Annotated in this window: 22 protein-coding genes and 1 riboswitch; of the genes, 13 read left to right on the top strand and 9 right to left on the bottom strand. The window is 71.7% G+C overall.

Annotation, left to right across the window (positions count from 1 at the left end):
• Positions 1–23 precede the first annotated feature (23 nt).
• The 3 genes from OG357_RS29200 to OG357_RS29190 all read left to right on the top strand — a co-directional run bounded on the left by OG357_RS29200 (position 24) and on the right by OG357_RS29190 (position 3,090).
• A complete protein-coding gene (locus OG357_RS29200; protein ID WP_329623983.1) occupies positions 24–632 on the top strand; it encodes a TetR/AcrR family transcriptional regulator in 609 nt (202 codons plus the stop codon).
• Positions 633–963: 331 nt separating this feature from the next.
• Complete coding sequence (locus OG357_RS29195) at positions 964–1,614, top strand: DUF4126 domain-containing protein (protein ID WP_329623982.1); 651 nt, start codon at positions 964–966, stop codon at positions 1,612–1,614.
• A gap of 33 nt (positions 1,615–1,647) precedes the next feature.
• Positions 1,648–3,090, top strand: a complete 1,443-nt coding sequence (locus OG357_RS29190) for a phytoene desaturase family protein (RefSeq protein WP_329623981.1) — start codon at positions 1,648–1,650, stop codon at positions 3,088–3,090.
• 19 nt (positions 3,091–3,109) lie between these two features.
• Here OG357_RS29190 and OG357_RS29185 read toward each other — a convergent pair whose 3' ends face one another.
• From OG357_RS29185 to OG357_RS29165, 5 genes are all read right to left on the bottom strand, one after another.
• Positions 3,110–3,997: a hypothetical protein gene (locus OG357_RS29185; protein ID WP_329623980.1), complete on the bottom strand. Its 888-nt coding sequence runs from the start codon at positions 3,995–3,997 to the stop codon at positions 3,110–3,112.
• Positions 3,998–4,051: 54 nt separating this feature from the next.
• Positions 4,052–4,969, bottom strand: a complete 918-nt coding sequence (gene metF / locus OG357_RS29180) for a methylenetetrahydrofolate reductase [NAD(P)H] (RefSeq protein ID WP_317594325.1) — start codon at positions 4,967–4,969, stop codon at positions 4,052–4,054.
• Positions 4,970–5,093: 124 nt separating this feature from the next.
• Positions 5,094–5,747 (bottom strand): thiamine phosphate synthase, encoded by a 654-nt coding sequence (gene thiE, locus OG357_RS29175; protein WP_329623979.1) that lies wholly within the window; start codon positions 5,745–5,747, stop codon positions 5,094–5,096.
• Positions 5,748–5,848: 101 nt separating this feature from the next.
• A complete protein-coding gene (locus tag OG357_RS29170; protein WP_329623978.1) occupies positions 5,849–6,214 on the bottom strand; it encodes an Rv2175c family DNA-binding protein in 366 nt (121 codons plus the stop codon).
• Between the two features lie 43 nt (positions 6,215–6,257).
• A complete protein-coding gene (locus OG357_RS29165; protein WP_443066829.1) occupies positions 6,258–7,421 on the bottom strand; it encodes an NAD(P)/FAD-dependent oxidoreductase in 1,164 nt (387 codons plus the stop codon).
• A 145-nt stretch (positions 7,422–7,566) separates the two neighbouring features.
• Positions 7,567–7,679, top strand: a riboswitch (TPP riboswitch).
• Between OG357_RS29165 and thiO the strand changes: the two genes are divergently transcribed.
• From thiO to OG357_RS29135, 6 genes are all read left to right on the top strand, one after another.
• A complete protein-coding gene (gene thiO / locus OG357_RS29160; RefSeq protein ID WP_329623976.1) occupies positions 7,677–8,840 on the top strand; it encodes a glycine oxidase ThiO in 1,164 nt (387 codons plus the stop codon). It overlaps the preceding riboswitch by 3 nt.
• Complete coding sequence (gene thiS, locus OG357_RS29155) at positions 8,837–9,049, top strand: sulfur carrier protein ThiS (RefSeq protein ID WP_329623975.1); 213 nt, start codon at positions 8,837–8,839, stop codon at positions 9,047–9,049. Before thiO ends, thiS begins: the two co-directional genes overlap by 4 nt.
• A gap of 5 nt (positions 9,050–9,054) precedes the next feature.
• Positions 9,055–9,852, top strand: coding sequence for a thiazole synthase (locus OG357_RS29150; protein ID WP_317594331.1), 798 nt, complete (start codon positions 9,055–9,057; stop codon positions 9,850–9,852).
• Between the two features lie 85 nt (positions 9,853–9,937).
• Positions 9,938–11,845 carry a Stk1 family PASTA domain-containing Ser/Thr kinase gene (pknB, locus tag OG357_RS29145; protein ID WP_329623974.1) on the top strand — a complete coding sequence of 636 codons (1,908 nt, stop codon included), beginning with the start codon at positions 9,938–9,940 and terminating at the stop codon, positions 11,843–11,845.
• A 6-nt stretch (positions 11,846–11,851) separates the two neighbouring features.
• The gene (locus OG357_RS29140; RefSeq protein WP_329623973.1) at positions 11,852–12,703 is read left to right on the top strand and encodes a deoxyribonuclease IV; all 852 of its coding nucleotides are present in this window, start codon (positions 11,852–11,854) and stop codon (positions 12,701–12,703) included.
• Positions 12,704–12,771: 68 nt separating this feature from the next.
• Positions 12,772–13,326 carry a DUF4396 domain-containing protein gene (locus OG357_RS29135; protein ID WP_329623972.1) on the top strand — a complete coding sequence of 185 codons (555 nt, stop codon included), beginning with the start codon at positions 12,772–12,774 and terminating at the stop codon, positions 13,324–13,326.
• 39 nt (positions 13,327–13,365) lie between these two features.
• Here the strand turns inward: OG357_RS29135 and OG357_RS29130 are convergent, their stop codons facing one another.
• A complete protein-coding gene (locus OG357_RS29130) occupies positions 13,366–14,016 on the bottom strand; it encodes a sulfite oxidase-like oxidoreductase (RefSeq protein ID WP_329623971.1) in 651 nt (216 codons plus the stop codon).
• A 184-nt stretch (positions 14,017–14,200) separates the two neighbouring features.
• Here OG357_RS29130 and bfr point away from each other — a divergent pair, with 184 nt between their 5' ends.
• The gene (gene bfr, locus OG357_RS29125) at positions 14,201–14,677 is read left to right on the top strand and encodes a bacterioferritin (RefSeq protein WP_024755581.1); all 477 of its coding nucleotides are present in this window, start codon (positions 14,201–14,203) and stop codon (positions 14,675–14,677) included.
• A 24-nt stretch (positions 14,678–14,701) separates the two neighbouring features.
• On the opposite strand, the gene OG357_RS29120 is transcribed toward bfr, so the two are convergent.
• Positions 14,702–14,950, bottom strand: coding sequence for a (2Fe-2S)-binding protein (locus tag OG357_RS29120; RefSeq protein WP_317594337.1), 249 nt, complete (start codon positions 14,948–14,950; stop codon positions 14,702–14,704).
• A gap of 134 nt (positions 14,951–15,084) precedes the next feature.
• Positions 15,085–16,431 (bottom strand): class II 3-deoxy-7-phosphoheptulonate synthase, encoded by a 1,347-nt coding sequence (locus OG357_RS29115; protein ID WP_317601835.1) that lies wholly within the window; start codon positions 16,429–16,431, stop codon positions 15,085–15,087.
• A 202-nt stretch (positions 16,432–16,633) separates the two neighbouring features.
• Between OG357_RS29115 and OG357_RS29110 the strand changes: the two genes are divergently transcribed.
• From OG357_RS29110 to OG357_RS29105, 3 genes are all read left to right on the top strand, one after another.
• The gene (locus tag OG357_RS29110) at positions 16,634–19,414 is read left to right on the top strand and encodes an N-acetylmuramoyl-L-alanine amidase (protein WP_443066828.1); all 2,781 of its coding nucleotides are present in this window, start codon (positions 16,634–16,636) and stop codon (positions 19,412–19,414) included.
• 101 nt (positions 19,415–19,515) lie between these two features.
• A complete protein-coding gene (locus OG357_RS38880) occupies positions 19,516–19,572 on the top strand; it encodes a trp operon leader peptide (RefSeq protein WP_071892416.1) in 57 nt (18 codons plus the stop codon).
• Between the two features lie 105 nt (positions 19,573–19,677).
• Positions 19,678–21,552 carry an anthranilate synthase family protein gene (locus OG357_RS29105; RefSeq protein WP_329623969.1) on the top strand — a complete coding sequence of 625 codons (1,875 nt, stop codon included), beginning with the start codon at positions 19,678–19,680 and terminating at the stop codon, positions 21,550–21,552.
• Here OG357_RS29105 and OG357_RS29100 read toward each other — a convergent pair whose 3' ends face one another.
• On the bottom strand, positions 21,553–22,548 hold the full coding sequence (locus OG357_RS29100) for a 2-hydroxyacid dehydrogenase (protein ID WP_329623968.1): 996 nt from the start codon (positions 22,546–22,548) through the stop codon (positions 21,553–21,555).
• Between the last annotated feature and the right edge of the window lie 95 nt (positions 22,549–22,643).

The raw sequence follows: 22,643 nt of genomic DNA, 5'->3' as shown, positions 1-22,643 counted from the left end.
CGACACCTGTGAGAATCGACCCCATGGACAGCAGCAGCACCCGACGCCAGGCCACCCGCGCGAAGCTCTACGAGGCGGCCGTCACCCTCATCGCGGAGCAGGGATTCTCCGCGACGACGGTCGACGAGATCGCCGAGCGGGCCGGGGTGGCCAAGGGCACGGTCTACTACAACTTCAAGAGCAAGACCGAGCTCTTCGAGGAGCTGCTGCGCCACGGGGTGTCGCTGCTGACGGCCTCGCTGCGGGCGGCGGAGCAGGAGACCGCCGAGCGCGGCGGGAGCCGGATAGACGCACTCGACGCGATGATCCGGGCGGGGCTCGTCTTCATCGACCGCTACCCGGCCTTCACCCAGCTGTACGTGGCCGAGCTCTGGCGCACCAACCGGGCCTGGAACTCGACGCTCCTGGTGGTCCGCCAGGAGGCCGTCGCGGTGGTCGAGGGGGTCCTGCGGGAGGGGGTCGCGGCCGGTGAGCTGAGCGAGGACATCGACGTCCAGCTGACGGCGGCGGCGCTGGTCGGCATGGTGCTGGTGGCGGCGCTCGACTGGCAGGCCTTCCAGAGCGAGCGTTCGCTCGACGACGTGCACGCGGCGCTCTCGCGCCTGCTCCACGGCCGGGTCGGCGGCCGGTAGCCCCTGTCCGGCGGATCAGGGCCTGGAGAGCCCGGCCCGCGACACGCCCGAACCACCCTCCCCACCACGCGAAGAGGCCGGTGCGGCGAGGCTCGATCCCCCCGAGCCCCGCCGCACCGGCTTCTTCTTCGCGTGCACCCCCGTGGCACATCCCCCGTACCCCGGAGTCGGCAGGCGCACGGCCCCGTTCCGCAGCCCCGTGCCGGCGGTACCGGAGCCGCGCCCCTTCCGTGGACTCCACTCTCCCTTCCCGGCCGGTCCGAGCCCATCCGCGTACCTACTCATCTCGACCCCTAGGTACGGATACTCAGTCCTGGTTACGATCGCGGGCGTGTCGGTACTCCCCCTGGTGTTCACCAGCGGCTGGGCGAGCGGGATCAACGCGTACGCGGTGGTCCTGCTGCTCGGCATCTTCGGCGCGACCGGGCTGACCGACGAGGTGCCCGAGTCCTTGCAGCGCACCGATGTCCTCGTCGTCGCGGGCGTGCTGTTCCTGTGCGAGGCGGTGGCGGACAAGATCCCGTACGTCGACTCGGCCTGGGACTCCGTCCACACCGTGATCCGGCCGATCGCGGGGGCCGTGGTAGCCGCCCTCCTCGCCGGTCAGAACGGCTCGCTGCCGGAGCTCGCGGCGGGCGCGGTCGGCGGCACGACGGCCCTCCTGAGCCACTTCGTCAAGGCCGGGACGAGGATGGCGGTCAACACCACGCCGGAGCCGTTCTCCAACGTCGCGCTGAGCCTGGCGGAGGACCTCGGGGTGGCCGCGATCGTCACCTTCGCGATATTCAACCCGGTGGCGGCGGCGAGCATCGCGGCCGTCCTGCTCGTCCTCGGCCTGGCCATACTGTTCTTCCTCGCCCAGAAGATCCGCCGCTTCCTGCGCCGCAGGTCCCAGCGCCGCGAGGAGAGGCACCTCATGGACGCCGCCCCGGGGAGACGTGTGCGGACACCACCCCCACCGGACGAGTCCGACCACTTCTGAGCGGTGTCCGACCTGCCGGATAGGGTCGCTGACATGGCACGGATTGTGGTGATCGGCGCGGGACTCGGCGCCATGGCGACGGCGGCCCGACTGGCCGTGGCGGGCCACCGGGTGACGGTGTACGAGCGGACGTCGACGTACGGCGGGGCGGTCGGCCGCTTCGCGCGCGAGGGCTTCGCCTTCGACACCGGTCCGGGGCTGCTGCATCTGCCCGCCGTCTACCGGGACCTGTTCGTGAAGACGGGCAAGGAGCCCCTGGAGGAGTGCGTCGCGCTGACCCAGGTCGATCCGGCGAGCCGTCATGTCTTCGCCGACGGCACGCGCGTCGACCTGCCGAACGCCTCCCGGGCGGGCACGGTCGCCGCCCTGGACGCGGCGCTCGGCGCGGGCGCGGGCGAGCGCTGGGGCGAGTTCCTGGTACGGGCCCGCGAGGCCTGGGACCGGACCCGGCGCCCGCTCCTGGAGGAGCCGCAGCCGGCCGACCCGGCGCCGCTGGCCAAGGAGCCCTACCCGGCGCTGAAGGCGGGGCTGCTGAGACGCCCCACGACGACGCTCGCCCAGGTCGGGGCGCGGGAGCTGGGCGACCCCCGGCTCGCCGCCCTGCTCGACGCGTACGCGTGGTCGTACGGCTTCGCCCCGGCGACCGCCCCGGCCGCGGCCGCCGTCCTGCCGTACATGGAGCAGACCTTCGGCAGTTGGTACGTGGGCGGGGGCATCCGGGCGCTGGCCGACGCGGTCTTCGAGCGGTGCCGGAAGCGGCGGGTGGAGTTCTTCTTCGACACGCCGGTCGAGGACGTCCTGGAGAAGGACGGCCGGGCGGTCGGCGTCCGGCTCGCCGGGGGCGAGACGGTCGAGGCGGACCACGTGGTCTCCGGGGCCCCGGTGCCCGCGCTGTACCGCGACCACGTCGTGGCGTGGGGCGACGGCGACGAGTGGTCGCGCTACCAGGCGGCCGGGACGAGCCGGGTGACGGTCTGTCTGGCCCTGCGCGGCCCCCGGGAGGCGACGGCGGTCCACCGTACGGTCGTGCACGCGGCGGGCGAGCGGCCGACCGTGACGGTGCTGCGGCCGGACGATCCGGCGCTGCGGCCCGACGACGAGCACGAGGCGGTGACGGTCACGGCGACCGTCCACGCGGCTTCGGAAGAAGACGAGGGCTACTGGGACGTCTTCGCCGACCGCATGGTCGAAGCGGCCGGCGCGGCGGTGCCGGGGCTGCGCGAGCGGCTGCTGTGGCGGCACGTCCGCACGCCGGAGGACGTACGCCGGGACACCGGGATCGCCGAGGTGCCGGGGCCCGCGCTCGGCGGGGTCGGCGGTTCCCTGCTGCCCGCCGCCAACGTCTCGCCGCTGCCGGGTCTGTACTACGCGGGCGGCTGGTCCCACCCGGGCGGCGGACTCGCCCACGCGGGCATGTCGGGTGCGCTGGTGGCGGGCCTGATCGTGGAGGGCGCGGAGTTCCGCGGCTCGCGGTGACAGGCCCGCCGGCGCCCGCTCAGTAGCGGTACTGCTGCTGCTCGTCCGGGTGCTGCTCGTAGCCGTACGGGGCCTGCGGCTGCGGCGCCTGCTGCGGGGGCTGTTCCGTGTCGCGCTGCTGCGGGACCCAGACGCCGCCGGGCGGGGTGTCGTAGGAGTACGACGGGGCGTAGGGGTCGCCGTAGTACGAGGTGTACTGCTGGCCGTCCGTGCCCGGGCCGATGTACGGGTCGGAGTAGGCGGCGTACTGCTGCTGCGGGGCGGGCGCGCCATAGTCGTAGGCCGGCTGCTGCTGCTCGTACGCCGGGGCGTACGGGTCGTAGGCGGGCTGCTGCGGCTGCTCGTACCCCGTGCCGTATCCCGCGCCCTGACCGGAGTCCTGGTGACCGGTGCCCTGGTGGCCGCCGTCGTGGCCGCCGTCCTGGTGACCGGTGCCCTGGTGGCCCATGCCGTAGATCCCGTACTGGCCGGTGTCGTCCGGCAGCGGGTGGGGCTCGTAGACCGCGGTGGTCTCGGCGGCGGTGGCGTCGTCGTAGCGCTCGCCGTCAGCCGGGGCGTAGGCGTCGACAGCGTCGTACGAGACCTCGGTGACCTCGAGGGTGGGCCCTGCCGGGGCCTGGGCGCCCGCCTTGCGGCGGCGGCTCGCACCCGGGTTCCCGCCGATCGCCCAGCCGGTGGAGAAGCCGCGGCGGAAGGAGAGCGTCACATAGGTCTGGCCGACGGCGAACGCGACCGCGCCGGCGATGATGACCGCCACCGAGGGCAGCAGCACGCCCAGGACGACGCCGAGAAATCCGGTGAAGGCGAGCAATCGCCATCGCAGCCGCGCTTTGTACTGGAGGAGCACCTCCCCCAGCAGCCACAACGCGACCACGCCGAATGCGATGTAGAGGACCGTCCACCCCATGCCCCGCCGCCCCTCTCCACGGTCACCGCCGCGGGTCGGGGCGGGTACGACCGGTCACGACTGCTGGTGCAGTCCGAGATTCTCGTAGATCTCGAGCGTCGCGGTGGAGCTGTTCAGCGTGATGAAGTGCAGTCCGGGGACACCCTCGGAGAGCAGACGCGCGCAGAACTCCGTCGCGAACTCGATGCCAATGGAGCGTACAGCGGCCGGATCGTCCTTGACCGCGAGGATGCGGTCTTTCACGTCCGCCGGGAAGGCGGCGTTGCTCAGCTGGGGCAGCCGGTCGAGGGTCTTCACGTTCACAACGGGCATGACCTCGGGGATGATCGGGGTCTCGCAGCCGGCCTTCGCCACGCTGTCCCGCAGCCGCAGATAGTTCTCCGGGTCGAAGAACATCTGGGTGATCGCGTAGTCGGCGCCCGCGCGGCACTTGTCCACGAAGTGCCGGATGTCCGCGTCCCAGTCGGTGGAGCGGGGGTGCATCTCGGGGAAGGCCGCGACGCCGACGCAGAAGTCTCCCGACTCCTTGATGAGCCGGACGAGGTCGGCGGCGTACCGGACGCCCTCCGGGTGCTCGATCCACTCCCCCAGCGGGTCGCCGGCCGGGTCGCCGCGCAGCGCGAGCATGTTGCGGATGCCGGCGTCGGCGTACTGGCCGAGGATGTTGCGCAGTTCGGCCACCGAGTGGTCGACGGCGGTGAGGTGCGCGACGGGGGTGAGCGTGGTGTCGGAGGCGATCTTCTGGGTGGCCTTGACCGTGCCGCCCCGGGTGGTGCCGCCGGCGCCGTAGGTCACGGAGACGAAGCTGGGGCCGACTGCCTCGACCCGGCGCATCGCGTTCCAGAGACCCTGCTCGCCCTTCGCGGTCCGCGGCGCGTAGAACTCGAAGGAGTACGACGTGCCGCCGGAAGCGAGGATCTCGCGGACCGTGCGTGCGCGGTCCGAGCGGACGGAAGCGGTACCTAGGGCCATACGGGCAGGTTAGACGGGGGACGCGGACCCGCGTAGACAGCGTCCGCGTTGTGGACAATTTTTCGGACATTCTTCCGGGACACCGCTCAGGCGCCCCGGAGAACACCGCCCAGGACCCCGCCGCTCAGGCCCCGGCGCGCTCCCGGACGCGCTTGGCGAGGGCGGCGGTCGCGGCCGCCGGGTCCTCGGCCTCGGTGATCGCGCGGACGACGACGATCCGGCGGGCGCCCGCGTCCAGGACCTCGTCGAGGTTGGTCTCGTCGATGCCGCCGATGGCGAACCAGGGGCGGTTCTGAGCCAGACCGGCCGTGTACCGCACGAGGTCGAGCCCCGGCGCGTACCGCCCGGGCTTGGTGGGGGTGGGCCAGCAGGGCCCGGTGCAGAAGTAGTCCACGCCCGGCTCGGCGGCGGCCGCGGCCGCCTCGGACTCGGCGTGGCAGGAGCGGCCGATCAGGAGCTCGTCGCCGAGGATCGCGCGGGCCGCGGGCACGGGCAGGTCGCCCTGGCCGAGGTGGAGCACGTCGGAGCCGATGGCGTGGGCGACGTCGGCCCGGTCGTTCACCGCGAGGAGCTTGCCGTGGCGGCGGGCGGCCTCGGCGAAGACGGCGAGGTGCTCCAGCTCCTCGCCGGCCTCCATGCCCTTGTCGCGGAGCTGCACGATGTCCACGCCGGAGGAGAGCACGGCGTCGAGGAAGGCGGGCAGGTCGCCCTGGCGCTTCCGGGCGTCGGTGCACAGGTAGAGCCGGGCGTCGGCGAGCCGCTCACGAGGCGTGGGCATGGGTGGGTTCCCCCCGTCGGTGTCGCCGGTGCCGCGGCGACCGGCCCCTGAGGGCCGGCCACCGCGTCACCCGCTGGTGGTGTCTTCGGTGCGTGCGCGTGTCAGAGGGCGAGCGCCTGGGCGCGGCGCTTCACCTCCGTGCCGCGGTTCTCGTTGAGCGCCTGCGCGGGCGTGCCCGGCAGACTCTCGTCCGGAGTGAAGAGCCACTCCAGCATCTCCTCGTCGGTGAAGCCGTCGTCCCGCAGCACGGTCAGGAGCCCGACGAGGCCCTTGACGATCGCGTCGCCCTGGATGAAGGCGGCGGGGATCTGCAGGGCGTTGTTCTCTCCACGGCGCACGGCGATGAGCTGACCTTCCTTGATCAGCTGCCGCACGCGCGTCACCTCGATATCGAGCATCTCCGCGATGTCGGGCACGTAGAGCCAGGCGGGGACGAGCGCATCGATCTTTACGTCAATCTCGGTCACAGGACAAGCCTGCCATCCCCGACCGACAGTCGGTACCCGGGCCCTACCTGACCGCCGCCTTCAGGGGGACGGACGGGTCCGCGGCGCGCTCCGGATCGACGGGGGTGGCCGCCTCGATGAGTTTGCGGCCCTGGGCCAGGTCGCGGGGGCGGCCGACGGCGAGGAGGGCCACCGGGACCCCGGCGCGCAGCCACAGCACGGACCAGGTGTCGTCCGCCGGGTCGCCGCGCCACAGGAGCTCGTCGGCGTCCGCGTGGTGCCCGGCGTACTGGACGAACCGGCCGAACTGCTCGGACCAGAAGTACGGCACCGGGTCGTACGGGCCGGCGTCGGCGCCGGTGATCGTCGCGGCGACCGTGCGCGGGCCCTGGAGCGCGTTGTCCCAGTGGTGGACGAGGAGGCGCCGGCCGTAGCGGGCGGAGGGGTAGGAGGCGCAGTCGCCTACGGCGTACACGTCGGGCAGGGAGGTGCGCAGCCGCTCGTCGGCCGTGACGGCGCCGCTCGGGTCGAGGGCGATGCCGGAGCCGGCGAGCCAGCCGGTGGCGGGGCGGGCACCGATGCCGACGACGACGGCGTCGGCGGGCAGCTCTCGGCCGTCGGCGAGAACGACCCGGCCGGGCTCGACCGTGTCCACGCGCGCGTGGGTGAGGAGTTCGGCGCCGTTCGCCGCGTACCAGCCGGCCATCGGGCCGGCGACCTCGGCGGGCAGGGCGCCTGCGAGGGGGCGGTCGGCCGCCTCGACGACGGTGACGGCGCAGCCGGCCTCGCGCGCGGCGGTGGCGAACTCGGCGCCGATCCAGCCCGCGCCGACGACCACGACGGTGTGGCGGCGCTCCAGGACGGGGCCGAGGCGCACGGCGTCGTCGAGGGTGCGCAGCAGGTGGACCCCGGGGACGCCCTCGGCGCCGGGCAGGGTGATCGGGTGGGCCCCGGTGGCGACGACGAGGACGTCGTACGGGACGGGCCCGGCCTCGGTGTCGATCTCGTGGTCGGCGGCGCGCAGCCCGGTGACGTCGAGGCCGAGGCGGAGTTCGACGTCGAGCGCCTCGAAGTCGACGTCGAAGGCGGAGTCCTCGGCCTTGCCGAGGAGGATCGCCTTGGAGAGCGGGGGCCGGTCGTAGGGCTGGTGGGGCTCGGCCCCGATGAGGGTCACGGGGCCGGTGAAGCCCTGTTCGCGCAGGGCGACGGCGGTCTGCACACCCGCCATCCCGGCTCCGACGATCACGACCTGCTGCTGGGCCTGCTTCTGCTCGCTCACCCGACCACCTTACGCATCTGACGATCCGTCAGGAAGGTGGGGGTTCGGGGAGGGGCCTGGGACCGCACCGGGGCTGCGGCTAGTCTGGCGGGCGTAAAGCACTCGCGGGAGCCCGGACGCACCGGGCTGAGAGGGAGGCTGGGCGGCCTCCGACCGTACGAACCTGATCCGGGTCATGCCGGCGAAGGGAGGGGCTGGACGCCCATGCGTTCTTCCGATGTCCTCGTGGTCGGGGGCGGCATCATCGGCCTGGTCACGGCCTGGCGGGCCGCGCGGCGCGGGCTGCGCACCGCCGTGGTCGACCCGGATCCGGGCGGCGGCGCCGCGCGGGTCGCGGCCGGCATGCTCGCCGCCGTCACCGAACTCCACTACGGCGAGGAGACCCTGCTCGGGCTCAACCTCGCCTCCGCCGCGCGCTATCCCGCGTTCGTCGCCGAACTGGAGGAATCCACCGGCCTCGACGTGGGCTACCGCGCCTGCGGGACGCTCGCCGTCGCCCTCGACGCCGACGACCGGGCCCATCTGCGCGAACTCCACGCCCTCCAGACCCGCTGCGGCCTCACCTCGGAGTGGCTGAGCGGGCGTGAGTGCCGCCGTCTCGAACCGATGCTCGCCCCCGGGGTGCGCGGCGGGCTGCGCGTGGACGGCGACCACCAGGTCGACCCGCGCCGGCTGGCCGCCGCGCTCCTCGTCGCCTGCGAGCGGGCCGGGGTGGTCTTCCACCGCGCCCTCGCGGAGCGCCTGACGGTCGTACGCGACCGGGCCCGCGGGGTCCTCCTCGCCGACGGCGAGGAGTTGGAGGCCGGCCAGGTCGTCCTCGCCGCGGGCAGCCTGAGCGGGCGGCTCGCGGGCGTGCCGGACGAGGTGCTGCCGCCGGTCCGCCCCGTGAAGGGCCAGGTCCTGCGGCTGCGCGTACCCGCCCCGTACGCCCCCTTCCTCTCCCGTACCGTCCGGGCCGTCGTCCGCGGCAGCCACGTCTACCTCGTGCCGCGCGAGAACGGCGAGCTCGTCGTCGGCGCCACCAGCGAGGAGCTCGGCTGGGACACCACGGTGACCGCGGGCGGGATGTACGAGCTGCTGCGCGACGCCCACGAGCTCGTCCCCGGCATCACCGAGCTGCCCCTCACCGAGACGCTGGCCGGACTGCGCCCCGCGTCCCCGGACAACGCGCCGCTGCTCGGCCCCAGCGCCCTGCCCGGCCTGCACCTGGCCACCGGCCACTACCGCAACGGGGTGCTGCTCACCCCCGTCACCGGCGACGTCATGGCGGAGGTGCTCACCACGGGCGTCCTCCCCGCCGAGGCCCGCGCCTTCACCCCCCGACGGTTCTCCGTCGCCCCTCCCGTACGTCTGGAGCAACCCGCATGAACGTGCCCGTGAACGTGTCCGTGAACGGAGAACCCCGAAAGCTCACCGGCCCCGTCTCCCTCGACGCCCTCGTCGCGACACTGAGCACGGCCCCGTCCGGGGTGGCGGCGGCCGTGAACGAGGCGGTCGTCCCGCGCAGCGAGTGGGCGGCGACGCTGCTCGGCGAGGGCGACCGGGTGGAGGTCCTGACCGCGGTGCAGGGAGGCTGAGCGCGATGTCCGACGACGTGTTCACCCTCGGCGGTACGGAGTTCTCCTCGCGCCTGATCATGGGCACCGGCGGCGCGCCGAGCCTCGACGTCCTGGAGCGCTCGCTGGTCGCCAGCGGCACCGAGCTGACCACCGTCGCGATGCGGCGCCTCGACCCGACGGTCCAGGGCTCGGTCCTCTCCGTCCTGGAGCGGCTCGGCATCCGGGTCCTGCCCAACACGGCGGGCTGCTTCACGGCGGGCGAGGCGGTCCTGACCGCCCGGCTCGCCCGGGAGGCGCTCGGCACCGACTGGATCAAACTGGAGGTCGTCGCCGACGAGCGGACCCTCCTCCCCGACGGGGTGGAGCTCCTCGACGCGGCCGAGACGCTGGTCGACGAGGGCTTCACCGTCCTGCCGTACACGAACGACGACCCGGTCCTCGCGCGGAAGCTGGAGGACGTGGGGTGCGCGGCGATCATGCCGCTCGGCTCCCCCATCGGCTCGGGACTCGGCATCCGCAACCCGCACAACTTCCAGCTGATCGCGGAGCGGGCGGGGGTGCCGGTGATCCTGGACGCCGGGGCGGGCACGGCCTCGGACGCGGCGCTCGCGATGGAGCTGGGGTGCGCGGCGGTGATGCTGGCCTCGGCGGTGACGCGGGCGCAGGAGCCGGTGCTGATGGCCTCGGCGATGCGGCACGCGGTGGAGGCGGGCCGGCTCGCGCACCGGGCGGGCCGCATCCCCCGCCGCCACTTCGCGGAGGCCTCGTCCCCCGTGGAGGGCCGCCCCCACCTGGACCCGGAACGCCCGGCGTTCCAGTAAGGGTCCTGCGGCGCTCGTCACAGCTGCGCTGCAGTCCCGGGGCATCCGCGCGGGGGCCGTGTCCACGGCTCGTAGACTCGACGCCGTGGACACGACCCTTCAGGACCCCCTCGTCGGGCGGCTGCTCGACGGCCGCTACCGCGTCGACGCGCGCATCGCCGTCGGCGGGATGGCCACGGTCTACCGGGCCGTCGACACCCGCCTCGACCGCGTCCTCGCGCTCAAGGTGATGCACCCCGCCCTCGCGACGGACGCCGCCTTCGTCGAGCGTTTCATCCGCGAGGCGAAGTCCGTCGCCCGGCTCGCCCACCCGAACGTCGTCGGCGTCTTCGACCAGGGCGCCGAGGGCGCGTACGTCTATCTGGCGATGGAGTACGTCGCCGGCTGCACCCTCCGCGACGTCCTGCGCGAGCGGGGCGCCCTCGCGCCCCGCGCCGCCCTCGACATCCTGGAGCCCGTCCTCGCCGCGCTGGGCGCCGCGCACCGGGCCGGGTTCGTGCACCGGGACATGAAGCCGGAGAACGTCCTGATAGGGGACGACGGCCGGGTCAAGGTGGCCGACTTCGGTCTCGTACGGGCCGTGGGCTCGGCGACTGCCACCACCGGCTCGGTCCTCGGCACGGTCTCGTACCTCGCGCCGGAGCAGATCGAGCACGGCACGGCCGACACCCGCGCCGACGTGTACGCCTGCGGTGTCGTGCTGTACGAGATGCTGACCGGCGGCAAGCCCCACGCCGGCGACACCCCCGCCCAGGTCCTCTACCAGCACCTCCACAAGGACGTGCCCGCCCCCTCCGCCACCGTTCCCGGGCTCGCCTTCGAGCTGGACGAGCTGGTCTCGGCCGCCACCGCGCGCAACGCCGACCTCCGCCCGCACGACGCCGTCGCGCTGCTCGCCCTGCTCCGGGAGGCCCGCGCCGGCCTCGACGACGCGCAGCTGGACGCCGAGCCGCCGCTGGCGCGCTCCGAGGCCCGGGACACCGCCGAGGACCGGACGAGCGTGATCGCCCGCGTCGTGCCGGCGGGGGACGACAGCCGGCAGGTGCAGCACACGAACCGGCTGCCGGCCCCGGAGCCTCCCCCGGCCACCGCCGGCCGCCGGCGCGCGCCCCGCGGCCCGCTGATGATCGTCCTCGGCGTCCTGCTCGCGCTCGGCCTGGGCGCCGGTGTCTGGTACATCAATTCCGGCCAGTTCACCCGCGTCCCTGCCGTCCTCGGCCAGACCGAGGCCACCGCGGCCCAGCGGCTGAAGGACGCCGGCCTGGACGTCGGCACGACGAAACGTGCCTTCAGCGAGGTGTACGAGCGCGGCACGGTCATGGCCGTCGACCCCGCCCCCGGCGAGCGCGTCCGGGGCAACGCCACGGTCACCCTCACGCTCTCCCGCGGCCCCGAGATCGTGAAGGTGCCCAACCTCAGGAACAAGCCGCTCCCGGAGGCCAAGCGCCTCCTGAAGGAGGAGGGGCTGGCCCCCGGGGTGATCACCCAGGAGTTCAGCGACTCCGTCGCCCAGGGCGCCGTGATCGGCTCCGACCCCGAGCCCGGCACCGAGCGCCGCCCCGACTCGGCCGTCGCCCTGGTGGTCAGCAAGGGCTCCCCGATCGACGTGCCCGACGTCACCGCCGAGACCGTCGCCGACGCCACGGCCACGCTCCAGGAGGCCGGCCTCACCGTGCGGGTCGCGCCGGAGCGGATCCACTCCCCGGAGGACGCCGGCACGGTCGCCGCCCAGTCCCTCGCCGAGGGCAGCCGGGCCGCCGAGGGCGACACCATCACCCTCACCGTCTCCAAGGGCCCGAAGCTGGTCGAGGTCCCGGACGTCACCGACGAGACCACCGACGACGCCCGGGCGGCGCTCGAGGAAGCGGGCTTCGAGGTGGAGGTCAAGAAGTCCTTCCCCTTCCTCGGCGACAAGGTCGCGAGCCAGTCCGTGGAAGGCGGCTCCACCGCCCCCGAGGGCTCCACCGTCACCATCACGATCAAGGGACTCTAGAGACTCATGCGCAACCCCGTCGGCGGCCATGTCCCCGTGGCCGGTGGCCTCGCCACGACCGGCCTCGCCTACGCCCGCGTGCTCGGCGCCGAGACCGTGCAGGTCTTCGTCGCCAACCCGCGCGGCTGGGCCACCCCGGTCGGCAATCCGGCCCAGGACGAGCGGTTCCGGGCGGAGTGCGAGGCCGAGTCGATCTCGGCCTGGGTCCACGCCCCGTACCTGATCAACTTCGGCTCCCACACCGAGGCCACCGTGGAGAAGTCGGTCGAGTCGCTCCGGCATTCACTGCGCCGGGGCCGCGAGATCGGCGCCAAGGGCGTCGTGGTGCACACCGGCTCGGCGACCCAGGGCCGCCCGCGCGAGGTGGCCCTCGCGCAGGTACGGGAGCGGATGCTGCCGCTCCTCGACGAGCTGACGCACGCGGACGACCCGTACCTCCTCCTGGAGTCGACGGCCGGCCAGGGCTTCTCGCTCTGCTCGCGCGCGGAGGACTTCGGCCCGTACTTCGACGCCCTCGACCGCCACCCGAGGCTCGGCATCTGCCTGGACACCTGCCACATCTTCGCGGCGGGCCACGACCTCGCGGAGCCGGGCGGCGCGACACGGACGCTCGACGAGCTCGTGGCGACCGTCGGCGAGGGCCGGCTGAAGCTGATCCACGCCAACGACTCGAAGGACGTCGTGGGCGCCCACAAGGACCGCCACGCCAACATCGGCGCAGGTCACATCGGCGAGGACGCCTTCCGCGCGCTGCTGCGCCACCCGGAGACGGACGGGGTGCCGCTGATCATCGAGACTCCGGGCGGCACGGAAGGACACATGGCCGACGTGGAGCTCCTGAAGAAGCTACGCAGTTGAGGAGTACCCCAGGGGGGTATACGGTTCCTGTAACGGCAGGAACCGCTACCCGACCTTGGGGGGCACCCATGCAGCACGACGCGCACGCCCATCACGATCACACCGGCCACACCGGCCACGAGGACCACAGCGGGCACGAGCGCCAGGGGGACGAGCGGCACCAGGGGCACCACCAGCCTCACGGCAAGGCCTCCTGGTCCATCGCGGCCAAGGCCACGCTGCACTGCCTCACCGGCTGCGCCATCGGCGAGGTGCTCGGCATGGTCATCGGCACGGCGCTCGGCTGGGGCAACGCCCAGACGATGATCCTCGCGATCATCCTGGCCTTCTTCTTCGGCTACGCGCTGACCCTGCGCTCCATCCTCGCCGCCGGCGTCGACTTCAAGACGGCCTTCAAGGTCGCACTCGCCGCCGACACCCTCTCCATCGCCGTCATGGAGATCATCGACAACGGCGTCCTCGCCCTCTGGCCGGGCGCCATGGACGCGCACCTCGACGAGCCGTTCTTCTGGATCGTGCTCGCCATCGCGCTCGCCGCCGCGTTCGCGATCACCACGCCGGTGAACAAGTGGATGATCGGCCGCGGAAAGGGCCACGCCGTGGTCCACCAGTACCACCACTGACCGACCGAAATCAGCCACACCCGCCGACGGTCCGGAGCGCTACAGCTCCGGGCCGTCGCCCGGTTCCTCCTGGTACGAGTACCGCTGCTCCGTCCACGGGTCACCGAGGTTGTGGTAGCCGCGCTCCTCCCAGAAGCCCCGGCGGTCGGCGGCCATGTACTCCACGCCCCGGACCCACTTGGGCCCCTTCCAGGCGTACAGGTGGGGGACGACGAGCCGCAGCGGGAAGCCGTGCTCGGCGGTGAGCAGCTCGCCGCCCTTGTGGGTGGCGAAGATCGTGCGGTCGGCGGCGAAGTCGGAGAGCCGCATGTTGGCGCTGTAGCCGTACTCGGCCCAGACCATCACATGCGTGACCTGCGGCGCGGGCGGAGCCAGTTCGAGGATGGTCCGGGCGGACACTCCACCCCATTCGGCCCCGAGCATGCTGAATTTCGTCACGCAGTGCAGATCGGCCATGACCGTGGAGAACGGCAGGGCCGAGAACTCCTCGTGGTTCCAGCACCGCTTGTCGCCGTCCGCCGTCGCGCCGAAGACGCGGAACTCCCAGCGCTCCGGCTTGAACTTGGGGACGGGCCCGTAGTGGGTGACCGGCCAGCCGCGCTGCAGCCGCTGACCCGGCGGGAGGTCCGGCGAACGATCCGGCGCCCCCGCTTCCCCTTCCCGGCGTTCTCCGCTCTCCGGCTGACCCATGTCATCCATGGTGACAGACGGCGAGGGGTGGTCATGACCAGGCAACCTCCCACCCGTCCAGGATTCGGGCAACTCCCACTAAGCCTGCACTTACTGGACGCCCCCCATTCGGGGTGCGAGGATGCGGCCATCCTGCCCAGTGACGGCACAGACACGCAACGTGGAAGTGGAAGGAGCCTCTGCGATGCAGGGCGACCCCGAGGTCCTCGAGTTTCTCAACGAGCAGCTGACCGGCGAGCTGACGGCCATCAACCAGTACTGGCTGCACTATCGCATCCAGGACAACAAGGGGTGGACGAAGCTCGCCAAATACACCCGTGAAGAGTCCATCGATGAGATGAAGCACGCGGACAAGATCACCGAGCGCATCCTGATGCTCGACGGTCTGCCGAACTACCAGCGGCTCTTCCATGTCCGGGTCGGCCAGACGATCACCGAGATGTTCCAGGCGGACCGCCAGGTCGAGGTGGAGGCGATCGACCGTCTCAAGCGCGGGATCGAGGTCATGCGCGCCAAGGGGGACATCACGTCCGCCAACCTCTTCGAGGAGATCCTCGCCGACGAGGAGCACCACATCGACTACCTGGACACGCAGCTGGAGCTGATCGAGTCCCTGGGCGAGGCGCTCTACATCTCGACCCTGATCGAGCAGCCGAGCTAGGGCTTGCTCTAGGCGGCTAGGCGGCTAGGCGGCTTCGCCGAGCTCCGTGACGGTCTCGGCCGTCAGGGCCGGCATGCCCTGGTCGACGAGGTCACGGCGGGGGCAGTTGCCACGCCCCAGGATGGCCTGGATACGGCGGACACAGGAGCCGCAGTCCGTTCCGGCCTTGCAGGCCGAGGCGATCTGGCGCGGCGTGCAGGCGCCCGCGTCCGCGTGCTGCTTGACCTGCTTCTCCGTGACACCGAAGCATGAGCAGACGTACACGCGGTTCACCTCCCGCCGAGATCGATTAGGTTTACCTAACCTTACCCGGCGGGCCGGAGCCTCAAAAGCCCTGGATACGACGATGGGGCGCGGATCACATGGATCCGCGCCCCATCGTCGTAGGTACCTACCGACTGATCACGTCACTGGTCGCGGTACATCTCCGCGACGAGGAACGCCAGGTCGAGCGACTGGCTGCGGTTGAGGCGCGGGTCGCAGGCCGTCTCGTAGCGCTGGTGCAGGTCGTCGACGAAGATCTCGTCGCCGCCGCCCACGCACTCGGTGACGTCGTCACCGGTGAGCTCGACGTGGATGCCGCCGGGGTGGGTGCCGAGGGCCTTGTGGACCTCGAAGAAGCCCTTGACCTCGTCGAGCACGTCGTCGAAACGGCGCGTCTTGTGGCCGGAGGCGGCCTCGAAGGTGTTGCCGTGCATCGGGTCGGTGACCCAGGCGACGACCGCGCCCGAGGCGGTGACCTTCTCGACGAGCTCGGGGAGCTTGTCGCGGACCTTGTCGGCGCCCATGCGGACGATGAAGGTCAGTCGGCCCGCCTCGCGCTCCGGGTCGAGCCGGTCGATGTACGTCAGCGCCTCGTCCACCGAGGTGGTCGGGCCCAGCTTGATGCCGATCGGGTTCGCGATCCGCGAGGCGAACTCGATGTGGGCGTGATCGAGCTGGCGGGTGCGCTCACCGATCCAGACCATGTGGCCGGAGGTGTCGTACAGCTTGCCGGTGCGCGAGTCCGTACGGGTCAGGGCGCCCTCGTAGTCGAGCAGCAGCGCCTCGTGGGAGGCGTAGAACTCGACGGCCTTGAACTCGGCCGGGTCGGTGCCACAGGCCTTCATGAAGTTCAGCGCGTTGTCGATCTCCCGCGCCAGCTGCTCGTAGCGCTGGCCCGAGGGGGACGACTTCACGAAGTCCTGGTTCCAGGCGTGCACCTGGCGCAGGTCGGCGTAGCCACCGGTGGTGAAGGCGCGCACCAGGTTGAGCGTGGAGGCGGAGGCGTTGTACATCCGCTTCAGGCGCTCGGGGTCCGGGACGCGGGACTTCTCGTTGAAGTCGAAGCCGTTGACCGAGTCGCCCCGGTACGTCGGCAGGGTCACGCCGTCACGGGTCTCGGTGCCCTTGGAGCGGGGCTTCGAGTACTGGCCGGCGATACGGCCGACCTTCACCACGGGCACGGAGGCCGCGTAGGTGAGGACGGCGCTCATCTGGAGCAGCGTCTTGAGCTTGGCCCTGATGTGGTCGGCGGACACGGCGTCGAAGGCCTCGGCGCAGTCGCCGCCCTGGAGCAGGAACGCCTCGCCACGGGCGACGGCTCCCATCCGGGCGCGCAGCTGGTCGCACTCGCCGGCGAAGACGAGCGGAGGATACGACTCGAGGTCCGCGATCACATCGCGCAGAGCCTCGGCATCGGGGTACTCGGGCTGCTGCGCCGCGGGCAGGTCTCGCCAGGTCGCCTTGGCGACGGCGTGGGTATCAGCGTTCACGGTCACGCGCACAACATTACGGGGTCCTTCGCCCGATCTCGTCCCCCTGCCCAGTGGCTGAGACGCGCGCCCGAAATGTCCGTCACCGATCTTCATGCCTTCGGGTGGTGTTACCCTCTGGCCCGTTTCACTAGTTGACAGTCGAATCACAGGGGTGGGCGTGACCCAGGGGCACCGCAGGGACCGCAAGAAGAAACGACTCATGTACGGAGCGGCGGCAGCGGTCGTCGCCACCGCCACGATCGGCACCATCGCGGTCGCCTCGCCGGGCCTCCTCGGCGCGACGGGCGACGCCAAGGCTGCTGCTGGGGACGTTTCCCTCCAGTCGCAGTTCGCAAACGCGGCGCGCGAGTTCGATGTGCCGCAGAGCGTGCTGATGGCGGTGTCGTACCGCCAGACGCGGTGGGAGTCGCACGACGGGCAGCCGAGCACGACCGGCGCGTACAACGTCATGGGCCTCACGGACGTGGACGCCGAGGACATCGAGCAGCCCTCCGACGAGGAGCGCCTCGCGCACCTGAACGCGAGCGGCAAGGCCGAGATCGAGAAGACTTTCGACAAGGCCAAGGCTCTGGCCGCCCTGCCGAAGGAGACCGTCGACACCGACGACCCGCGGCTTCACACCCTGGACAAGGCGGCCGGGCTGATCGACAGCTCCGCCGAGGCCGTCCAGAACGACACCAACGCCTCCATCCGCGCCGGTGCCGCACTGCTCGCCGAGTACCAGAAGCAGGCGGGCGCCGAGCTCTCCGACGACCCGGGTGTTTGGTACCCGGCCGTGGCGCGCTACAGCCAGTCGCCGAACAAGAAGAGCGCCGACCTCTTCGCGAAGCGCGTCTTCGAGTCGATCCGGACGGGCGAGCGCGCGCTCACCACGGACGGCGAGTCGGTCGCGCTGTCGGCGGACCCGGCGGTCGAGCCGGTCAAGCCGTCGAACGTGCCGCTGGCCGCGGCCTTCGCGAGCACCACGGCGCTCCCGACCCCCGAGTGCCCGCCCACCGGCCTCGTCTGCGACTTCCGTCCGGCGGAGGTTCCGAGCACCGGACAGCGGAACTACACCCTCGCCAATCGTGCCAAGGGCACGCAGCTGGACATCAGCCGGATCGTCATCCACGACACCGAGGGCAGCTACGACGGCACCATCGCGACCTTCCAGAGCGCGACCGCCAAGGGCAGTGCCCACTATCTGATCCGCGCCAACGACGGTCTGGTCACCCAGATGGTCGAGAACAAGAATATCGCGTGGCACGCGGGCAACTGGTCCGACAACATGCACGACATCGGCGTCGAGCACGAGGGCTTCGCCATCCGGGACGGCTACTGGTACACCGAGCCCCAGTACGAGTCCTCCGCCAAGCTGGTGAAGTACCTCGCCGCCCAGTACGGGATTCCGCTGGACCGTGAGCACATCATCGGCCACGACGAGATCGCGGGCCACATCAACGCCAAGGTCGCGGGGATGCACTGGGACGCCGGTCCGTTCTGGGACTGGAACCACTACATGTCCCTCCTCGGCGCGCCGACCGGTGCCGGCAGCGCCGGCGGTCTGCTCCAGCCCGGCCAGCTGGTCCGTGTCGTCCCGCCGTTCACCTCGGCGAACCAGCAGGCGATGAAGTACAGGGAGGAGCTCCCCGACAAGACGATCGTCACCAAGACGACCGTCCCGCTTCCGGTGAACTTCGGCTACCTGTACTCGGAGCCCGTGGCCGACCAGGCCAAGGCGCTGACCGATCCGTACTTCTCGGACGGCTGGCAGTACGGCTCCAACTGGGCGAACAAGGTCCCGGTCGGCGGCACCTACGTCGTCGCCGAGTCCCGGACCAACTGGACCGCCATCTGGTATCGCGGTCAGAAGGCCTGGTTCTCCAACCCGGGCGGCCAGTACACGTCCGTCGTCAAGGACAGCGCGCAGCGGGTCCTCAAGGCCGCGCCCGGCAAGACCCCGCTGATCTACGGCCGCGCCTTCCCCGAGAAGGCCGCGTACCCCGGCACCGGCGGCGTCACCGCCCCCACCGACGACCCGAACTACCTGTCGAAGTACGCCTTCGGCGACGGCGGCGCGTACGTGAAGGCAGGCCCGGCGGTCAAGGGCGACGACTACTTCGGCTCCGCCCAGACGAACGTCGTCGGCACCGACATGTACATCCCGATCCGCTACAACCACCGCATGGCGTGGGTGAAGGCCTCGGACGTCGTCGAGTCCGCCGCGGCCCCGGCGGTGAACGCCACCAACCGCTACAACGTCCTCGCCCGTGACGCCGCCGGTGTGCTCTGGCAGTACCAGGGCACCGGCAAGGGCGCGTTCCTGAACCGGTACCGGGTCGGCCCCGGCTGGGACGCGTACAACATGATCACCCCGATGACCGCGTTCCGTGCCGACGGCACCGGTGACGCCGTCGCCCGGGACAAGGACGGCGTGCTCTGGTACTACCGGGGCAGCGGCAACCCCTCCGCGCCGTTCGCGAGCCGCCTTCGGGTCGGCGCCGGCTGGAACGTCTACGACAAGCTCCTCGGCGCTCGCGACATGAACGCCGACGGCCGGCCGGACCTGATCGCCCGCGACAAGACCGGCGTGCTGTGGCTGTACACGAACACGGGCGCCTCCCCGAACCCCTTCGCGACCCGCGTCCGGGTCGGCGGCGGCTGGAACATCTACAACGAGCTGATCAGCACCGGGGACATGACCGGGGACGGCAAGCCCGACCTGATCGCCCGCGACAAGACCGGCGTGCTGTGGCTGTACAAGAACACGGGCGGCTCGCCGAACCCGTTCGCCACCCGTGGCCAGGTCGGCGGCGGCTGGAACACCTACAACGTCATGGTCGGCCCGAGCGACCTCGACCTCGACGGCAAGCCTGACCTGATCGCCCGGGACGCCGCCGGCGACCTGTGGTTCTACAAGAACACGAACGGCTACCCGAACCCGTACGCCACCCGCGTCCGCGTCGGTGGCGGCTGGGGCATCTACAACCTGATCGTCTGATCGGGCCGGCACGCCCACGGGGCCCGTTCCGCACCGTCCGCGGTGTGGAACGGGCCCCGTTTCCGTGGCCCGTCGCGTTCCTGCTGGGTTACAGTGCTCGCATGTTCGCGCCGCAGATCCAGAACTGGTGGTGGACCGCTCATCCGGCGGCCCACTGATCGCGCGTACACCGACTGACACGCGAAGGCCGCCCGAGGGGCGGCCTTTTCTCGTACCCGGGCCGTTCCTCTCCGCACTCCCCCTCGGAAGGAACGACCCGCCCCATGGACCTCTCCCGTCTCCTGGACGACTCCTGCCCGCCCTTCGCCCTGCTGCGCAGGCGCACCCCCGGCCGTGACCACGACACCGTCGAGGTGCTGATCGGCCGGGTCCACGAGGCCGAGCGCCTCGCCGAGCTGCCCGTGGGCCCGCTTCCGACACTCGCGCTCGTGCCCTTCCGGCAGATCCGGGAACGCGGCTTCGACGTGCGGGACGACGGCACCCCGCTCTCCGTGCTCGTCGCGGACGAGGTGTACGAGCTGCCGCTCGCGGAGGCGCTCGCGCAGCTGCCCGCGCACGACGTGAGCGTCGAGGGCGGCCGGTTCGACGTCTCCGACGAGGAGTACGCCGGGACCGTGCGGCGGGTCATCGACGAGGAGATCGGTTCCGGCGAGGGCGCGAACTTCGTCATCCGGCGCACCTACACCGGGGAGATCCCGGGCTTCGGGCGGGCCGACGCTCTCGCCCTGTTCCGGCGGCTGCTCGCGGGCGAGCGGGGCGCGTACTGGACGTTCGTCGTGCACACCGGCGACCGGACGCTCGTCGGGGCGAGTCCCGAGGTGCACGTGCGGATGACGGGCGGCACGGTCGTGATGAACCCGATCAGCGGCACGTACCGCTACCCGGCCGGCGCCGCGCCGACCCCCGAGGACCTGCTCGCCTTCCTCGCCGACCGCAAGGAGACCGAGGAGCTCTCCATGGTGGTGGACGAGGAGCTGAAGATGATGTGCACGGTGGGCGACATGGGCGGGGTGGTGATCGGCCCACGGCTGAAGGAGATGGCCCATCTCGCGCACACCGAGTACGAGTTGCGGGGCCGCTCCACGCTGGACGTGCGGGAGGTGCTGCGGGAGACGATGTTCGCGGCGACCGTGACCGGCTCTCCGGTGCAGAACGCCTGCCGGGTGATCGAGCGTCACGAGACCGGCGGGCGCGGCTACTACGCGGGGGCGCTCGCCCTGCTCGGTACGGACGAGAACGGGGCACAGACGCTGGACTCGCCCATTCTGATCCGTACCGCGGACATCTCCCGGGAGGGAAAGCTGCGGGTGCCGGTCGGAGCGACCCTCGTCCGGCATTCCGACCCCGCCGGCGAGGTCGCCGAGACCCACGCCAAGGCCGCCGGGGTGCTGACCGCGCTCGGGGTGCGGGAGGGCCGTCCGGCGGCGGACCCGTCGGCTCCGGCGCCCGCGCGCCTGGCCGACGATCCGCGCGTACGGGCCGCTCTGGACGCGCGGCGGGCCGATCTGGCGCCGTTCTGGCTGAAGATGCAGGTGCAGTCGGCGGAGCTGTCCGGGCACGCGCTGGTGATCGACGCCGAGGACACCTTCACGGCCATGCTCGCGCACGTCCTGCGCTCCTCGGGCCTTGAGGTGTCCGTCCTCCGCTACGACGAGCCGGGGCTGCGGGAACTGGCCCTCGCCCACGAGGGGCCGGTGGTGCTCGGTCCCGGTCCGGGCGACCCCGCGGACGCCGCCGACCCGAAGATGCGCTTCCTGCGCGGCCTGACGGCGGAGCTGGTGCGGGACCACCGGCACGGGCTGCTCGGGGTGTGCCTGGGGCACGAGCTGATCGCCGCGGAGCTGGGCCTGGAGATCGTCCGCAAGCGGACCCCGTTCCAGGGGGCCCAGTTGCGGATCGACCTGTTCGGGCAGGAGCAGACGGTCGGCTTCTACAACAGCTTCACGGCCCGCTGCGACGACCGGGCGGCGACGGAGCTCGCTCTGCACCGGATCGAGGTCAGCCGGGACCCGGAGACCGACGAGGTCCACGCGCTGCGCGGACCGGGCTTCGCCGGGGTGCAGTTCCACCCCGAGTCGGTGCTGACGACGGAGGGGGCCGCGCTGACGGCCTCGCTGCTCGCGGGCGTACTCGTCTGACTAGCTTCTCGGGACCAGGACGTTCTCGCTGCGCCGGCCGGCGGTGTAGTCGAGGACGTTCCGGACCGTGGTGTCGATGATCTGGCGGACGGCGTCGACCGTGTAGTACGCCTGGTGGGAAGTGACCACCACGTTCGGGAAGGTGACGAGGCGGGCCAGGGTGTCGTCCTCGACGATCTCCAGGGACTTGTCGAGGAAGAAGAGCCCGGCCTCCGCCTCGTACACGTCCAGGCCGACACCGGTGAAGCGGCCGGACCGGAGCTCGGCGACCAGGGCCTCGGTGTCGATGAGCCCGCCGCGGCTGGAGTTCACCAGGATCACGTCGTCCTTCATCGCCCTGAGGGCGTCGGCGTCGATGAGGTGATGGGTGGACGGGAGCAGCGGCACGTGCAGGCTGATGAGGTCGGCCTCGGCGAAGAGCCGCTCCTTGTCCACGTACTCCATGCCCAGCGCGAGGCAGACCGGGTTCTCGGCGACGTCCCAGCCGAGCAGGTTCATGCCGAAGCCCTCGGCGATCCGGGTGAAGGCCTCGCCGATCTTGCCGGTGCCGAGGACGCCGACGGTACGGCCCCGCAGGTCACGGCCCATCAGACCGTCGAGGCGGAAGTCGAAGTCGCGGGTCCGGTTGGAGGCGCGGACGATCCGGCGATTGACGGCCATCGCGAGCGTCCAGGCGAACTCGGCGACGGAGTACGGGGAGTAGTACGAGACCCGGGCGACGGTGAGGCCGAGGCGCTCGGCGACCTCCAGGTCGATGTTGTTGAAGCCCGTGGAGCGCTGGGCGATCATCTGGGTGCCGCCGGCGACGAGGGTCTGCAGGACCGTGTGGTCGAGGATGGCGTTGACGCTGGTGGAGACGATCTCGTAGCCGGCCGCGATGGGAGCGGTGTCCGGGGTGAGGAACACCTCCAGGCAGCGGACGTCGTGGTGCCCCTCGAAGGCCTTCTCGATCAGGGGCTTCTCGTCCGCCTGCACGCCGAATGCCAGGATTTCCACGGATTTCCCCTAGAAGCGGTGATGGGCCGGATATGCGCGGTCTTCGCGAATATACGGCCCATCAGGTCTCCGCGCCCGGTGCGGGGCACTCCTCG

Source organism: Streptomyces sp. NBC_01255 (genome assembly GCF_036226445.1).
In the GTDB taxonomy this organism is placed as follows: domain Bacteria; phylum Actinomycetota; class Actinomycetes; order Streptomycetales; family Streptomycetaceae; genus Streptomyces.
The sequence above is the reverse complement of the archived record's forward strand: the minus strand, read 5'-3'. Positions and strand labels throughout refer to the sequence as shown.

What these genes read in the sequence shown, in the direction of transcription:
- OG357_RS29200 (WP_329623983.1), top strand. Translation starts at nt 24, where the DNA reads ATGGACAGCAGCAGCACCCGACGCCAGGCCACCCGCGCGAAGCTCTAC.
- OG357_RS29190 (WP_329623981.1), top strand. Translation starts at nt 1,648, where the DNA reads ATGGCACGGATTGTGGTGATCGGCGCGGGACTCGGCGCCATGGCGACG.
- OG357_RS29185 (WP_329623980.1), bottom strand. Translation starts at nt 3,997, where the DNA reads ATGGGGTGGACGGTCCTCTACATCGCATTCGGCGTGGTCGCGTTGTGG.
- metF (WP_317594325.1), bottom strand. Translation starts at nt 4,969, where the DNA reads ATGGCCCTAGGTACCGCTTCCGTCCGCTCGGACCGCGCACGCACGGTC.
- thiE (WP_329623979.1), bottom strand. Translation starts at nt 5,747, where the DNA reads ATGCCCACGCCTCGTGAGCGGCTCGCCGACGCCCGGCTCTACCTGTGC.
- OG357_RS29165 (WP_443066829.1), bottom strand. Translation starts at nt 7,421, where the DNA reads ATGGCGGGTGTGCAGACCGCCGTCGCCCTGCGCGAACAGGGCTTCACC.
- thiO (WP_329623976.1), top strand. Translation starts at nt 7,677, where the DNA reads ATGCGTTCTTCCGATGTCCTCGTGGTCGGGGGCGGCATCATCGGCCTG.
- thiS (WP_329623975.1), top strand. Translation starts at nt 8,837, where the DNA reads ATGAACGTGCCCGTGAACGTGTCCGTGAACGGAGAACCCCGAAAGCTC.
- OG357_RS29150 (WP_317594331.1), top strand. Translation starts at nt 9,055, where the DNA reads ATGTCCGACGACGTGTTCACCCTCGGCGGTACGGAGTTCTCCTCGCGC.
- OG357_RS29140 (WP_329623973.1), top strand. Translation starts at nt 11,852, where the DNA reads ATGCGCAACCCCGTCGGCGGCCATGTCCCCGTGGCCGGTGGCCTCGCC.
- OG357_RS29135 (WP_329623972.1), top strand. Translation starts at nt 12,772, where the DNA reads ATGCAGCACGACGCGCACGCCCATCACGATCACACCGGCCACACCGGC.
- OG357_RS29130 (WP_329623971.1), bottom strand. Translation starts at nt 14,016, where the DNA reads ATGGGTCAGCCGGAGAGCGGAGAACGCCGGGAAGGGGAAGCGGGGGCG.
- bfr (WP_024755581.1), top strand. Translation starts at nt 14,201, where the DNA reads ATGCAGGGCGACCCCGAGGTCCTCGAGTTTCTCAACGAGCAGCTGACC.
- OG357_RS29110 (WP_443066828.1), top strand. Translation starts at nt 16,634, where the DNA reads ATGTACGGAGCGGCGGCAGCGGTCGTCGCCACCGCCACGATCGGCACC.
- OG357_RS29105 (WP_329623969.1), top strand. Translation starts at nt 19,678, where the DNA reads ATGGACCTCTCCCGTCTCCTGGACGACTCCTGCCCGCCCTTCGCCCTG.